Origin of the sequence: Phycicoccus jejuensis (genome assembly GCF_000720925.1) — a bacterium.
GTDB lineage: Bacteria > Actinomycetota > Actinomycetes > Actinomycetales > Dermatophilaceae > Phycicoccus > Phycicoccus jejuensis.
The window spans coordinates 278,978-293,419 of record NZ_JOEE01000002.1 but is presented as its reverse complement, the minus strand read 5'-3'; the positions used below and the strand labels follow the sequence as shown (position 1 = coordinate 293,419).

The following is a 14,442-nucleotide window of genomic DNA, read 5'->3' as shown; positions in this document are numbered from 1 at the left end:
CAATTCACGAGCAGCGACCCGGTCAGGCGAGTCCCGCGGCCCGGGTGCCGGTGGACCGCGAGCGGACCGCGACCACCCCGGCGGCGAGCACGACGGCGGTGATCACGCCGAACCCGAGGCGCGGCTCGAGGGGCACGAGGATGCCGATGGTCCCGCCGACGACCCAGAAGGCCTGGAGGATCGTCTCGGACCACGAGAACACCCGCGCGCGGACGACCTCGGCGACGTCGCGCTGGATGAGGGCGTCGAGGCACAGCTTGGCCAGCTGCCCGAAGACCCCGCCCGCGAGCCCGACGAGGGCCAGCACCCAGACGGAGTAGAAGAGCGACGTGGCGAGCGCGGCGGCCGCCGCGACGACCGCGATGGCGGTGGCCATCACCTCCGGCGCCGGGGTCTCCTTGCGGTTGCCGATGAGCGACCCCACGCCGTTGCCGACGCCCGCGGCCCCCGCGACGACGGCGAGGACGAGCGGCCCGTTCCAGCCGGGGATGGGGTGCTCGCGCATGAGGAAGGTGAGGAACAGGGTGAGGAACCCGGTGAGGAGGCGTGCGCCCGTCGTCAGCCACAGCACGTAGCGCACGGTGACCGGCAGCGCCCGCAGCCGGCGGGCGCCGCGCTCGGGCGAGCCGATGGGCTCCTCCCCGACCGGCGTGCCGTCGACGTCGAGCTCGCCGAGGCTGGAGTCGACCCGCGCGGGCAGGCGGATGGCGAGAACGGTGGCGGCGACGAAGATCACGAAGGCGACGCGCAGCGACCAGTCGGGCCCGATGCGCGACGCGGCCCCGGCGACCCCGCCGCCGAGGACCATCCCGACGATGCCGGCGATGTTGAGGCGCGAGTTGGCGCTCACGAGACCGATGCCCGCGGGCAGCAGGCGCGGGACGGCGGCGGCGCGGGCGACGGCGTAGGACCGAGATGCCACGAGGCACCCGAGGGCTGCGGGGAAGAGCCACGGGCTGTCCTCGAGCACGGCCGTGGCCAGCACCCACGCGAGGAAGCCGCGCATCGCGAGGGTCGTGCCGAGCGCCCAGCGGCGCCCGTGCCGGAAGCGGTCGAGCAGCGGCCCGATGAGCGGCGCGAGGAGGAGGAAGGGCGCCATCGTCAGGAGGAGGAAGAGGGCGACCCGGCCGCGGGCCTCGTCCGTCGGCATCGCGAAGACGGTGCCGGCGAGCGACACGGTGACGGCGGCGTCACCCGCCACGTTGACCGCGTGCAGCTCGGTGAGCCGCGCGAGCCCGGTGTCGGCGGCGCCGTCGGCCCCCGCGAAGCGCCGGAAGCGCTGCCCGGCGGCCCGGCCCCCGCGCCCGACGACCCGCGCGGACGCGGCGCCCCCACGGCCGACCGCCCGCAGGCCCCGGCCACCCCCGCGGCCGACGGCGCGGGCCCCGTCGGTGAACCGGCGCGGGCGCGCGGCGCGCGGCTCCTGCTCCGGTGGGGTGGAGGGCGGGACGGTCACGCACCGATCCTGCCTCGTGCCGGGCGGGTCGTGGGGGACCGGGCCGCCGTCGTGTCCGTCCCGTGGTCGCCCGCCCGCGCCACCGGGCCGGAACAGCCGCCGTCGACGTGGCGTTGAGCGACGCATGACCACCTCCGAGACCGGCATGGCCGAGCGCTACCAGAGGGCCCGGGGGCTCTTCGAGCACGGCGAGTTCCAGGCCGCCGCGGAGGAGCTCTCACAGCTCGTCGACACGAGCGCCTACGAGCCGCCGCTGCACGGGACGACCGAGCTCCGGCTGCTCCTCGCGCGCTCCTACTTCCACTCCGCGCAGCTGTCTCGCGCCGAGACCGTGACCCGCGCCATCCTCGTCGACGACCCCGACGAGGCCTACGCGAACCTGCTCCTGGGGCGCACCCTCCAGCGCCAGGGGCGAGCGGCCGAGGCCAAGCCGCACCTCGTGATGGCCGAGCTGCTCGGCGGCTACGGCGACGAGGGCCGGCTGCCCCCGGTCGTCAGCGACGAGGGGGTCGGGGGCGTCGTCGACGTCGAGCCGCCGGCGCGGGGTGTCGACCGCGGCACCGACGAGCCCCGCCCGGGCACCCCGTGACCGACTACGGGCACGCGCTCGAGCTCGGGATCTTCCCGACGCCCGAGGTCTCCTCGGCCGAGCGCGTGCTCGAGCTCGCCCAGCTCGCCGACGTCCTCGGCCTGGACCTCGTGACCGTCCAGGACCACCCGTACCAGGCGCGCCACCTCGACGCGTGGACCCTCCTGTCGGTCATCGGCGCCCGCACGACCGCCGTGCGGGTCGCGCCGAACGTCGTCAACCTGCCGCTGCGCCCGCCGGCGGTCCTCGCGAAGTCGGTGGCGACGCTCGACGTGCTGACCGGCGGCCGGGTCGAGCTGGGCCTCGGCGCCGGTGCCTTCTGGGACGCCATCGAGGCGGCCGGCGGCACCCGGCTCTCGCCCCGCGAGGCGGTCGACGCGCTCGAGGAGGCGGTCGCGGTGCTGCGCGCCATGTGGACCGGCGAGGGCACGGTCCGCGTCGACGGCCGCCACCACCGCGTCCACGGCCTGCACGCGGGGCCCGCGCCGGCGCACCCGGTCGGCCTCTGGCTCGGCGCCTACAAGCCACGGATGCTGCGCCTCACCGGTCGCGTCGCCGACGGCTGGCTGCCGAGCATGGGCTACGCCGACCCGGACGCGCTGGGGGCGATGAACGCGGTCGTCGACGAGGCGGCGCTCGAGGCCGGCCGGGCGCCCGAGGACGTGCGGCGGCTCTACAACGTCTTCCCGGCGCGCTCCGGCGGCGGCAGCGGGCTGCGCGGCCGGCCGTCCGACTGGCCCGAGCAGCTGGCCGCCCTGACGCTCGCGCACGGGATGTCGACCTTCGTGCTCGGCCCCGACGACCCCGGGCTGGTGCAGGCGTGGGCGCGGGAGGTCGCGCCGGCGACGCGCAAGCTCGTCGAGGCCGAGCGGGAGCGGCGGGCCCCCGGCTCGGCGCCGGCACCGGCCGAGGAGCCGGTCGAGGTCCAGGACGAGCCGGCTCCCGGCATCGAGACCTCGCGCCGACAGGCCGCCACCGCACCGCCGTTCGTGCCGACCCCCGACGACGGCCGCCGGCTGACCGGGGACCTGCCCTGGGACGAGGCGTCGCGTCCGAGGTACCCGGACTCCTCCGACTCCTCGGGGTACACCGAGGCGCAGTTGGCCGTGCCGCGCCACCTCGTCGACGTCCACGACCACCTGCGCACCGAGCTCGCCCAGGTCCGCGACGTCGTCGACCAGGTCGCCCGCGGGATGCTGTCGGTCGGCTCGGCCCGCTCCGCGGTCAACGCGATGACGATGCGCCAGAACCAGTGGACGCTCGGCGCGTACTGCGAGTCGTACTGCCGCGTCGTCACCGGGCACCACACGCTCGAGGACGCCTCGATCTTCCCGCACCTGCGGTGGACCGACCCCGCCGCGGCACCGGTCATCGCCCGGCTCGAGGAGGAGCACGAGGTCATCCACGACGTCCTCGACGACGTCGACCGCGCGCTCGTCGCGCTCGTCGCCGACGAGGACGGGGCGATGGACCGGCTGCGGCACGTCGTCGACGTGCTGACCGACACCCTCCTGTCCCACCTGGCGTACGAGGAACGCGAGCTGATGCACCCCCTCGCGCGCCACGGCTTCCACTGACCGCCGACTTCCTGCCCCTCCGCCACCCGGACGCCTCGAGAGCCCGACTGATTGCGAGTTCCGCCGCTCGACACGCCGCTGAACGGCGTGTCGAGCGGCTCAACTCGCAAGAAGTCGGGAAGGGCCGGGGTCAGGAGCGGGCGGGGTGGGAGGCGTGGGCGGCCTCGAGGGCGAGGAGGTGCTCCTTGGCCGCGGAGCCGCCGGCGTACCCGCCGACCCCGCCGGCCGCCGGCAGCACCCGGTGGCAGGGCAGCGTGACGCACAGCGGGTTGCCGCCGAGCGCGGTGCCGACCGCCCGCGCGGCCCCCGGGTGCTCGACCGCGGCGGCGAGGGCCGCGTACGTCGTCCGCTCGCCGTAGCCGACCCGCGCCGCCAGGCCGGTCAGCACCTCGCGCTGGAAGGGCGACGCGAGGGCGAGGTCGGGCTCGACGTCGACCCGGCGCGTGCGACCGGCGAGGAAGTCGCCCAGGGCCCGGCGCGCGGCGTCCGTCGGGGCGGGATGGCGAAGCACCCGCGGGCTGACGGACGCGGCGAGGCGGGCGAGCCAGCGCTCCTCGGCCGCGTCGTCCGGGGCGAAGGCGGTCGCGAGCACCCGGCCGTCGTCGCGCACCGCGACGAGCATCCGCCCGACCTCGGTGTCGTCGAGGACGTACGAGACGTCGGTCGGCGCGAGGCGGGGCGGTCCGGCCAGGGGCGGGTCGAAGGAGGTGAGGGCGGTGAGGGCAGCGGGCGTGGTGGCGGGGTCGGTCATCGGAGGTCCTCCGGGTCGGTGAGGTCGAGGCGCAGGGCGGCGACGGCGTCGCTGACCAGCCGCCGGCTCATCCCGGGCGACGTGCCGAGGGCGGCCGCGACCGCGCGGTGGTCGAGGTCGCCGACGAAGCGCAGGACGACGGCGTCACGCTGCCGGGGCGGCAGGGCGGCCACCCGCGCCCAGAGCCCGTCGTCGTGCGGGGTCGGCGGGTCGACGACGGGCGCCTCGGCGAGGACGGCCGGGTCCTCGTGCGGGGTCGTGCGCCGGGCGGCACGGTGGTGGTCCATCGCGCAGCGGTGGGTGACGGTGAGGAGCCACGAGCGCAGGTTGCGGGCGTGGGTGAGCCGGGGGTAGGCGGCGAGCGCCCGGGTCCACGCCTGCTGCGCGACGTCGTCGGCGTGCACCGGCCCGACGAGGCCGTTTGCGAGACGGGCGACGTCGCGCCAGTGCTCGTCGACGAGGTGCTGGAAGGGCGGGAGGCTCACGATGGTCCAACGGTAGGGCGGCCGGGAGTGTGAGTGGCGTGACCGCGGGCCGGCCGCACCACCCGCGGGTCGGCCGAACGGCGCGTCCTCGGCCCCGAGGCGTCGTGGACGGCCGTGACCGTGGATGATGGTGTCCCGTGACCGTCGAGCAGCAGACGACCACCCGTCCCCTCGTCGTGGCCCACCGTGGCGCCAGCGAGGAGGAGGCCGAGCACACGCTCCGGGCCTACCGCAAGGCGTTCGCGCACGGCGCCGACGGGGTCGAGTGCGACGTGCGCCTCACGGCCGACCACCACCTGGTCTGCGTCCACGACCGGCGCGTCGAGCGGACGTCGAACGGGTCCGGGGTCGTCTCGACCCTCGAGCTCTCCCGGCTCGAGCAGCTCGACTGGGCGTCCTGGAAGAGCGGCCCCGGCGAGTCCGAGCGCCCCGAGTCCGACCCCGAGCGCGGGCACCTGCTGACCCTGCGACGCCTGCTCGACACCCTCGTCGACACCGGTGACGAGGTGCTGACCCTCATCGAGACCAAGCACCCGACCCGGCACGGCGACGACGTCGAGAAGACCCTCGTCCAGGTGCTGCGCTTCTTCGAGCTCGACCGGGGCGACCGCCCCGGCCGACCGCACGTGCGGGTCATGTCGTTCTCCGCGCGCGCGCTCGCGCGGGTGCACCGGCTCTCGCCGCAGACCCCCCTCGTCCACCTCCTCTCGGCGACGGGCCGACCGCTGCCGCCCGACGGGACGCTGCCCAAGGGGGTCGGCACCGTCGGCCTCGACATCGTGTTCCTGCGCAGGAAGCCGTCGGTGGTCGAGAAGTACCGCCGGCACGGCCACGACGTGTTCGTGTGGACGGTCGACGACGAGGCCGACATGGACCTGTGCCGCGAGCTCGGGGTCGACGTCGTCATCACCAACCGCCCCGGGACGGCCATCGCCCGGTTCGGGAGCAGGTTGTAGCGTGACGCCCGTGACCTCGGAGAACACACCCCTGACTCCCGACGTCGAGGAGGAGGTGCTCGGCGTCGTCGAGTCCTCCGGGCCCGGCGCCGACAGCATCATCTGCACCGTGCGCGTCCCGTCGGACGCCTCGTCGGTCGGCCGCGTCCGCCGCGCCATCGTCACCGACCTCACCGAGCGCGACCTCGACGAGGACCTCGTCGGCGAGGCCGAGATGGTGACCTCGGAGCTGCTGACCAACGCCGTGCGCCACGCCCGTCCGCTCTCGGATGGCACGATCCGCGTGCGGTGGAAGATCCGCGGCGACGTCGTCGAGGTCGAGGTGACCGACGGCGGCGGCGCCACCGTCCCCAAGCCGGCGCCGCGCACGGTCTGGCTCTCCTCGGGCCGCGGCCTGCGCATCGTGCGCTCGATGGCCCACGAGTGGGGCGTCACCGAGGACCGCACGGGCAACGTCGTGTGGGCCACGCTCGGCGGGCCCAGCCGCCGCCGCGCCACCTGAGCGACGTCCCTTAGGGTGCTCGCATGGGCAAGGCATCCCGACGTCAGCGCGGCTCCGACCGCACCCCGAAGGCCGCGCGCCCGGCGCCGGCCCCGTTCGAGGCGCGGCCCTTCGCCGGCCTGCCCGGCGAGACCGACTGGGTCGCGATGCGCGAGATCCTGCCGGCGGCCACCGCGGTCGTCCGGGTGCGCCCCGAGCACGTGCCCGACGGCGCCCCGTCGGAGGTGACCGTCGCGACGGTCCTGCCGATGGCCTGGCCCGCGCTGCACCGCACCGACGGCACCGTGCTCATCGGCACGCAGTCGGGCAACGCGAGCGGCGACGCCTCCCGCGACCTCGCCGCGCAGCTGCTCGCCGGCCTCGCCGCCGAGCAGGGCACCCCGGTCACGAGCACCCCGCAGGTCACCGCCGACAGCCCCCGCCTTCAGGACGTCCTCGCCGAGGACACGACCTTCGAGGTCACCGTCCACGAGGGCTTCGACTTCTGGGTCGAGGGCCAGGAGCTCGAGGGCGAGGCGCAGGAGTCCCTGGAGCGCGCCAACTCCTCCGTCGTCCCGACCGTCGCGATGACCTCGCTGCCGTCGGCGTACTGGGTGCGCATCGGGGACCGTGCGCACGTCCGGCTCGTCCTGCCCGAGGACGAGGACGTCGCCACCGACGCGCTCGCCCGCCTGCACGCCGCCGGTGAGGACGGCCTCGGCGAGGGGACCCGCCTCCTCGGTGCCTTCCGGACCGGCGGCCTGCTCGTCCCCGTCTGGGACCTCGACCCCGAGCTCGAGGCCGGTGACCACGAGTCCGAGCTCGCCGCGTTCGGTGAGCGCTACCGGGCCGCGCTGGCCGCGGACGCGCCCCTGACGCCCGAGGAGCGGCGCGCCCGCTCGGGGCTGCTCAGCCGCCAGGTCACGCTCCGCTGATGGCCGGGGTCGCGGCGGTCGTCCCCTGCAAGGACGAGGCCGACCGCATCGGGGCCACCGTCGCGGCGGTGTCCGCGCTCGACGTCGTGACCCGCGTCGTCGTCGTCGACGACGGCAGCTCCGACGGCACGACCGCCGCGGCCGAGGCCGCCGGCGCCGACGTCGTGCGCCACCCCGTCAACCGGGGCAAGGCGGCGGCCCTGCGGACCGGTGTGGCCCGGGTCCGCGAGCTGGAGGCCGCGGCCGGCGAGGCGCCGGCCGCGCTGCTCTTCGTCGACGGCGACCTCCAGGAGACCGCGTCCGCGCTCGGCGTCCTCACCGACGCGGTGCTCGACGGCAGCGCGGACATGACGATCGCGACGCTGCCCGCGCAGATCACCGCCGGTGGCGGGCGCGGGCTGGTCGTCGGCCTCGCCCGGCGAGGCATCGAGCACCTCACGGGTTTCCGTGCGGTGCAGCCGCTCTCGGGGATGCGCTGCCTGTCCCCGGGCGCCTACGAGGCCGCGTCGCCGCTCGCGCGTGGCTGGGGGGTCGAGACGGCGCTGACCGTGGACGTGCTCCGTGCCGGGCTGCGCGTCCTCGAGGTGCCCTGCGAGCTCCAGCACCGGGTGAGCGGCAGCGACTGGCGCGGCCAGCTGCACCGGGCCGGCCAGTACCGCGACGTGTGGCTGGCCCTGGTCCGGCGCGGTTGGCGGCCGTGGCAGCGGGGCTGAGCGCCGCCCGGCACGACCCCCCGACCGTCGCGTCGGACGGGCCGGTGCGCACCGACGGGGTGCGCCGGCTGCTCCTCGGTGCCTCCGTGGCGCTCCTGCTCGTCGTCGGCCTCGCCCGGCCGAACGCCGCCCAGCCCGACCTGTCGCCGCGCGGCTGGGCACCGGGCACGCTGCTGCCGCTCGACCTCTCGCCCGCCCTCGTCACCGGCGTGCTGTGGGCCGCGTACCTCGTCGGTGCCGCAGCGGTCGTGCTCGGGCTGCGCTCGGGCACACCGGCCCTGCGGGGATGGCGGGTGCCGGGAGCGCTGGCCGTCGCCGCGCTGCTCACCGCGCCCTTCGGCTCCGCCGACCACGTCAGCTATGTCGCGTACGGGCGCATCCTCGCCACCGGGGGCAACCCGTGGGTCGAGTCGCCGAGTGACTGGATGAACGGCACCGACCCCGTGACGAGCCGGGTCGAGGCGCCCTGGACCGAGGAGCCGAGCGTCTACGGGCCCTTCGCCACGCTGCTGCACGGACTGTCGGCCCTCGTCGGCGGACCCCAGCTGCGGCAGGAGGTCTGGGTCTGGCAGCTGCTCGTCGTCCTCGCCTGGCTCGGCGCGCGCTGGGCGCTGCGGTCGGCCCTCCCCGCGCGGCTGCACGGCCGGGTGGACGCGGCGTGGACCCTCAACCCGCTCGTCCTCGGGGCCGGGGTGCTCGGGGCGCACGTCGACGTCGTGGCCGCGGCGCTGCTCGTCGTCGCCGTCTCGCTGCTGGTCCGGCTGCCCGGCCCGGCCGGGCTCGCCTGCGCCGGTGGGGTGCTCGCGCTCGCGGCCTCGACGAAGGTGACGTACGGGGTCGGCCTGCTCGCCGTCGTGACGGCCCTGTGGCTGGTGCGCGACCGGTCGGCGCCGGTCGCGTCGGCGCTGCGCCGCGTCGTCGTGCTCGTCGGCGGCTTCGTCGTCGTGGCCGGGCTGCTCCAGCTCTGGGGCGGGTCGCACGTCTACGACCAGCTGCTGCGCTCGCGGCAGGCCGTCTCGCTCGCGACGCCGTGGCGCCCGCTCCTCGAGGCGCTGCGCTCCTCCCTCGGCAACGCGGACGCCCGGACGCTCGTCAGCGCCGGGGCCGCCGTGCTGGCGGTGCTGCTCGCGGTCCTCCTGGGGCGCGCGACGCGTGGAGCCGTCCGCAGCACCGACCCCGCGCCGCAGCGCCTCGTCGCGACGGCCCTGCGCTGGACGGCCGTCCTCTCGCTGGCTTACTCGCTCGCCGCCCCCTACTCGCTGCCCTGGTACGACGTCCTCGTCTGGGCCGCGCTGCCCGCGCTCGCCGCCGGCTGGGTCGACCGGCTCGCCCTCGCCCGGCTGCTGCTCATGTGCCTCGCGTACGTCCCGGGCCGGGTCCTCGGGATGACGCCCGGCGTCGAGTCGGTGACGCTCGGGTTCCGGCGCGAGGTCGCGCCGTGGCTCGCGCTGCTCGTGTGGCTCGTGGCGGTCGGGGTCAGCGTCGCCGTCGGCCGGCGCGGGTCGGCGCCGTCGTCCGTGCCTCCTCGAGCAGGTACCCCACCGACACCGACACGATGAGCGGGACGGCGAGCGTCGCCCCGACCGCGGGGATGGCCACGCCGGAGTCGTTGACCGCGAACCCGATCGCCAGCACGAGGAACAGCGCGACGAGGCCGGGGCGGAACGTCGGTGCCGCGTCGAACGAGCGCTGCAGCGAGCGCGAGCCCCACGACGTCGGGCGCGCGAGGACGTAGGCGACGAAGAGCAGGGCCGCCGGCACGAGGAGCGTCAGGGGCGCGTTCTCTCGGAGGATCTCGAGGTTCTGCTCGGCCTTGCGCACGACGATGTCGTCGGCCGTGCCGTCGATGATCGACTGGACGAAGCGGCCGAGGTGCGTCCGGCTGCCCGGCGGCCGCAGCCAGTCGGCCCCGGCGGCCGCGAAGAACACGACGACGACGGAGACGACGATCAACCCCCAGCGCTTCCACGTGAGGCGGATGCCGAGGATCGTCAGGACGAGGTAGACGACCGCGGGCAGGAGCGCCGGCGGGCCGCCGAGGTCGGCGCCCCAGAACGGCGCCGCGTCGACGAGCAGCGCGACGAACCCGATGCCCCCGACGGCGACCGCCGCGGCGACCCGCGCCCCGCGCAGGACGAGGACCGACGAGACGGCCGTCGCGAGGAGGATCGCCGCCGTCCCGAACAGGGCGAACGTCGGGTTCCCCATCCCGTAGAAGCGCCCGGCGACGACCGGCTGCAGGCCCATGAGCGACGACAGCTGGAGGCGGGAGCCGGTCATGACGTCGGCGGCGAGGACGACCGCGGTGACCGCCGAGACGAAGGCCATCGGCCCGAGGGGGCGCTTGCCCCACGGCCCGCGGAGCGCGACGCCGGCGATGACGGCGACGAAGGCCAGCACCGCCGCGACGACCGCGAGCATCTCGACGGGGAAGCGCCACCACGGCACGAGGTTGGCGAGGAAGGTCGAGACCGGGACGGCCGCCGCGGCCACCGACAGCACGCGCACACGCGTCAGCACGGTCGCCCGGGTGGCCTCCGAGCCGATCCGGCCCTTCCAGACGAGGAGCACGAGCAGGTAGACGACGAGCTGGCCGTACGCGAAGACCTGGAAGAACGGCTCGACGAGGCCGTGGACGTCGTGGCTCGCCTCGTCGAGGTCCCGCAGGTGGGTGAGCCGCTCGGTGGCGCGGCGCTCGGAGCCGTCCGGCGCGGGGTCGGTCGTCAGCGGCGAGCCGGCGACGGAGTCGGGGACGGGCAGGCCGACCCCGGCGAGCACCGTCGCGGTGAGGTCGGGGGCCTGGGCGAGGCCGTCCTGCCGGGTCGAGCCGGAGACGAGCGTGCCGGGGCCGAAGTGCGGGCCACGGGCGAGGACCATCCGCAGCCGCTCGGAGAGACCGGCGTCCGACAGGCTGGCGACGACGAAGTCGGCGCCGTTCGGGCCGGCGTCGAGGACCTGCCCGATGCGCTGGTCGACCGCGCGCACCTGCTCGACGCGCGAGCCGGTGGCCTGCTCCCCGGGTGCGAGGTCGTCGGGGTCGCGGACCGTGCCGACGTCGACGAGCGTGACGGGGCAGGTGTTGAGGTCGACGAGCAGGTCGTCCGGGGCGAAGTCCATCTGCTGGGTCACGCGGCCGTCGGGCAGCGCGCCGCCCAGCGCCGCGTACGGGCCGACCGTCGCGACGCACATCTTCTGGGCGTCGACCTGCTGGGCGAGCAGCCCCAGCCGGGTGTCGAACTTCTGCTCCGCCGCGGCCGCCTCGTACTGCGGCCACTCGGTGACGCGTCCGTCCTGCACGGTCGGCGGGCCGGGGCAGGCGCGGTCGGCGGGGTTGGCGGCGTCGCCGGTGCGCGGCACGGCGGCCCGCGAGCCGGCGGACAGCCCGAGCCACCCGTCGGCGGGGCAGGTGTTGGACCACACGGAGCGGACCGACAGCGTCGCGCCGGAGCCGCTGCGCAGCATCGACCAGAGGGTCGGGGTGTCGCGGGCGTTGACGTCGGACCACGACAGGCCGCCGGTGCCGACGAGGACGACGGCGCCCGTGGGCTCGCGCGCGGCGGTGGCCGAGGACCCCGGGACGGCGAACAAGAGCCCGCCGACGACGGCCACCAGGGCCACGGCGACGGCGAGGGCTCTGCGGGTCACGCGGCCCAAGGGTAACGACCCGTGGTGAGAATGGTGTCGTGACCTCCCCGCCTGCCCGACGCCCCGCCGTGCCCCGGCACCGCTGGATCCTCGCTGTGGTGCTCGTGGCGCTCGCCGCCTCGCCGGTGGCCCTGCGCTACCTCGTCTTCTGGCCGCTGGACCAGTGGCAGGTCGACGTCGACGTGTACCGGCAGGCGGGGGTCTCGATCCTCACCGGGCGGCCGGTCTACTCGGCGATGACCGAGGCGCCGCAGCTGCTGCCGTTCACCTACCCGCCGTTCGCGGCGTTCCTCGGGATCCCGTTGGCGCTCATCCCGTTCGGTGTCGTCGGCTGGCTCTGGACGGCGATGCAGGTCGTCGCGACGACGGCCATCGTCTGGTACGCCGGCCGGGCGCTGCTGGCCCGCTCCGGGTCGTGGCTGCCGCTGGCGCTCGCGGCCCTCACGGCGCCGATGCTCTGGCTGCACCCCGTCGGCGACGGCATCCGGTTCGGGCAGGTCAACGCCTTCATCGTCCTCGCCTGCGTCATGGACCTCGTCGAGCCCCGACCGCGCCTCGCGCGCTGGCTGCCCAAGGGCGCGCTCATCGGGCTGGCCATGGCGGTCAAGCTGACGCCGGGGGTCTTCGTCGTCCACTTCCTCCTGACCCGGCGCTGGAAGGAGGCGGCGACCGCCGTCGCGTCGGCCGCGGTCGCGACGCTGCTCGCGGCCGCCGTCCTGCCCGGCACCTCGTGGACGTACTGGACCTTCGCGCTGCGCGACCCCACGCGCCTGGGGCCGAACGCGGGGACGGCCAACCAGTCGGTGCGCGGCTTCCTGCTGCGCCTCGGCCCGGAGGGGCTGCCCGGCACCGTGATCTGGCTGGTCGTCGTGGCCGGCATCGCGTGGGTGGGGTTCCGGCTGGCCGCCCGGATGTACCGCGCCGGCGACCCCGTCGGCGAGCTCGCGGTCGTCGGCATCGTCGCGTGCCTCGTGTCGCCGGTGTCGTGGGTGCACCACTACCACTGGGTCGTCGTCGTCGTGCTGGCGCTGCTCGGGGCCCGGCCGTGGGAGGAGCGGCACCGGCTGTGGGCCGCGGCGGCCGTCACGGTCTTCTTCACGCTGCGCCTGCCGTGGTGGGGCATCGACTGGCTCGCGCAGCGGGACTGGCCGCAGTGGCCGGGGCGGGTGCTGCAGAACGCCGACGTCGCCGGTGGGCTGGCGTGCCTGGCGCTGCTGTGGTGGAGCGCCCGTCGGCGGGACCGCGACGCGGAGGCGCACGAGGGGGCCGGCGCGGACCCGGACGTCGAGGCGCGGCCGTCGTCCCCGGCCCTAGCCTGAGGGCATGCTCGACATCGGACCGGCGGAGGCGCTGCTGCTCGCGGTTCCCGCGCTGCTGCTCCTCGCCGCGGTCGCGCTCGTCGTGCTCCTCCTCGTGCGGACGGCCGGGCTGCGCCGGCGGGTCGACGCCCTCGAGGCGCACCGGCCGGCCGGCGACACCGACGTCAGCGCGTTGCGGGCCGAGGTCGCCCAGGCGCTGCGGCACGTCGCGGTGGTCCGCTACGACGCGTTCGGCGACATGGGCGGCCGGCTGAGCTTCAGCGCGGCCGTCGTCGACGACCGGGGCGACGGCCTCGTCATCAGCTCGATCCACGCGCGCGGCGAGTCGCGCACCTACGCGAAGGGGGTCGTCGGCGGCGCGTCCGAGGCGACCCTCTCGCCCGAGGAGCAGCAGGCCCTCGCCGCCGCCCGCACCGGCAAGGAGCAGCCATGACCACCCGCTTCGGCTACCTCGGACCCGAGGGCACCTTCACCTCGATGGCGCTGGACGCGTGGCCGGCCGCCGGCGACGGGGCGGAGCGCGTCGCGTTCGGGTCGGTCGGGGCGGCGCTCTCGGCGCTGCGGGCCGGCGACGTCGACGGGGCGATGGTGCCCATCGAGAACTCCGTCGAGGGAGGTGTGTCGGCGACGCTCGACGCCCTGGCCAGCGGCGACCCCCTCGTCGTGACGGGCGAGGTGCTCGTGCCGGTGCGGTTCGTCCTCGCAGCGCGCGGCGGGGTGTCGCTCGCCGACGTCCGCGCCGTCGGGACGCACTCGCACGCGTGGGCCCAGGTACGCGGCTGGATGGCGACGCACCTGCCCGAGGCCGTGTACGTGCCGACGCTGTCGACGGCGTCGGCCGCCGAGACGCTCGGGGCGGTGCACGAGGGGCGCGCCGGTGCGGTGGACCAGGCGGGCGCCGGCTCGCCGCAGTTCGACGCGGCGGTGTGTGCGCCGGCCGCGGCGTCGCTGCACGGGCTGTCGACGCTCGCCGAGGGCATCGGCGACATGCAGTCGGCGGTCACCCGCTTCGTGCTCGTCGCGCGGCCGGGCGCGATGCCGGCGCCGACGGGGGCCGACAAGACGACGGTCGTGCTCTACCAGCGCGAGGACCACGCCGGTGGGTTGCTGGAGCTGCTCGAGCAGTTCGCGGCGCGGGGCATCAACATGACGCGGCTGGAGTCGCGGCCGACCAAGGAGTCGATGGGGGCGTACTGCTTCTCCGTCGACGTCGAGGGGCACGTGCTCGACGAGCGGCTCGGGGAGGCGCTCATGGGGCTGAAGCGGATCTGCGCCGAGGTGCGCTTCCTCGGGTCCTACCCCCGGGCGGACCGGCAGCCCGCGACCGTCGGGCCGCGCGCGAGCGACGCCGACTTCGCCGCGGCCCGGGAGTGGATCCAGGGGCTGCGCGCCGGAGGCGCCTGACCCGTCGAAGGCCGGACCCCGACCCCGCCCCGTCGTGCCCACCGCCGCCGATCCTGAGAGCGGGCCCCGGTATGGATGACTCCCAGCCTCCATGCGCCCCGGAAGGTTTACCTTCCACCCGCAAGCATCTG

At 76.0% G+C, this 14,442-nt stretch carries 14 protein-coding genes; 10 read left to right on the top strand and 4 right to left on the bottom strand.

Going from position 1 to position 14,442, the window contains the following annotated elements:
• Window positions 1-22: 22 nt before the first annotated feature.
• A complete protein-coding gene (locus IG69_RS0105320; protein WP_245616084.1) occupies window positions 23-1,456 on the bottom strand; it encodes an MFS transporter in 1,434 nt (477 codons plus the stop codon).
• A 124-nt stretch (window positions 1,457-1,580) separates the two neighbouring features.
• Here IG69_RS0105320 and IG69_RS0105315 point away from each other — a divergent pair, with 124 nt between their 5' ends.
• Entirely contained in the window at window positions 1,581-2,045 is a 465-nt protein-coding gene (locus IG69_RS0105315; protein WP_084696594.1) for a tetratricopeptide repeat protein, read from the top strand.
• Window positions 2,042-3,622 carry an LLM class flavin-dependent oxidoreductase gene (locus tag IG69_RS0105310; RefSeq protein ID WP_030527137.1) on the top strand — a complete coding sequence of 527 codons (1,581 nt, stop codon included), beginning with the start codon at window positions 2,042-2,044 and terminating at the stop codon, window positions 3,620-3,622. The genes IG69_RS0105315 and IG69_RS0105310 overlap by 4 nt, the downstream gene beginning before the upstream one ends.
• 130 nt (window positions 3,623-3,752) lie before the next feature.
• On the opposite strand, the gene IG69_RS0105305 is transcribed toward IG69_RS0105310, so the two are convergent.
• On the bottom strand, window positions 3,753-4,373 hold the full coding sequence (locus IG69_RS0105305) for a methylated-DNA--[protein]-cysteine S-methyltransferase (RefSeq protein WP_030527136.1): 621 nt from the start codon (window positions 4,371-4,373) through the stop codon (window positions 3,753-3,755).
• Window positions 4,370-4,858 (bottom strand): RNA polymerase sigma factor, encoded by a 489-nt coding sequence (locus tag IG69_RS0105300; RefSeq protein ID WP_030527135.1) that lies wholly within the window; start codon window positions 4,856-4,858, stop codon window positions 4,370-4,372. Before IG69_RS0105300 ends, IG69_RS0105305 begins: the two co-directional genes overlap by 4 nt.
• A 137-nt stretch (window positions 4,859-4,995) precedes the next feature.
• Between IG69_RS0105300 and IG69_RS0105295 the strand changes: the two genes are divergently transcribed.
• Genes IG69_RS0105295 through IG69_RS0105275 form a run of 5 tightly spaced genes read left to right on the top strand, consistent with a single transcriptional unit; the run spans window position 4,996 to window position 9,502 of the window.
• Window positions 4,996-5,814, top strand: coding sequence for a glycerophosphodiester phosphodiesterase family protein (locus IG69_RS0105295; protein ID WP_030527134.1), 819 nt, complete (start codon window positions 4,996-4,998; stop codon window positions 5,812-5,814).
• Between the two features lie 10 nt (window positions 5,815-5,824).
• Window positions 5,825-6,316, top strand: coding sequence for an ATP-binding protein (locus tag IG69_RS0105290; protein ID WP_342666150.1), 492 nt, complete (start codon window positions 5,825-5,827; stop codon window positions 6,314-6,316).
• Window positions 6,317-6,339: 23 nt separating this feature from the next.
• Window positions 6,340-7,230, top strand: a complete 891-nt coding sequence (locus IG69_RS0105285; protein ID WP_030527132.1) for a DUF5926 family protein — start codon at window positions 6,340-6,342, stop codon at window positions 7,228-7,230.
• A complete protein-coding gene (locus tag IG69_RS0105280; RefSeq protein ID WP_030527131.1) occupies window positions 7,230-7,943 on the top strand; it encodes a glycosyltransferase in 714 nt (237 codons plus the stop codon). Before IG69_RS0105285 ends, IG69_RS0105280 begins: the two co-directional genes overlap by 1 nt.
• Window positions 7,928-9,502, top strand: a complete 1,575-nt coding sequence (locus IG69_RS0105275) for an MptA/MptB family glycosyltransferase (RefSeq protein WP_030527130.1) — start codon at window positions 7,928-7,930, stop codon at window positions 9,500-9,502. Before IG69_RS0105280 ends, IG69_RS0105275 begins: the two co-directional genes overlap by 16 nt.
• Here IG69_RS0105275 and IG69_RS0105270 read toward each other — a convergent pair.
• A complete protein-coding gene (locus IG69_RS0105270; RefSeq protein ID WP_030527129.1) occupies window positions 9,420-11,588 on the bottom strand; it encodes a hypothetical protein in 2,169 nt (722 codons plus the stop codon). The genes IG69_RS0105275 and IG69_RS0105270 overlap by 83 nt on opposite strands.
• A 38-nt stretch (window positions 11,589-11,626) precedes the next feature.
• Here IG69_RS0105270 and IG69_RS0105265 point away from each other — a divergent pair, with 38 nt between their 5' ends.
• Genes IG69_RS0105265 through pheA form a run of 3 tightly spaced genes read left to right on the top strand, consistent with a single transcriptional unit; the run spans window position 11,627 to window position 14,311 of the window.
• Complete coding sequence (locus IG69_RS0105265; RefSeq protein ID WP_051750247.1) at window positions 11,627-12,907, top strand: glycosyltransferase 87 family protein; 1,281 nt, start codon at window positions 11,627-11,629, stop codon at window positions 12,905-12,907.
• Window positions 12,908-12,911: 4 nt separating this feature from the next.
• Complete coding sequence (locus tag IG69_RS0105260) at window positions 12,912-13,340, top strand: DUF4446 family protein (protein WP_030527127.1); 429 nt, start codon at window positions 12,912-12,914, stop codon at window positions 13,338-13,340.
• Window positions 13,337-14,311 (top strand): prephenate dehydratase, encoded by a 975-nt coding sequence (gene pheA / locus IG69_RS0105255; protein WP_030527126.1) that lies wholly within the window; start codon window positions 13,337-13,339, stop codon window positions 14,309-14,311. Before IG69_RS0105260 ends, pheA begins: the two co-directional genes overlap by 4 nt.
• Window positions 14,312-14,442 lie beyond the last annotated feature (131 nt).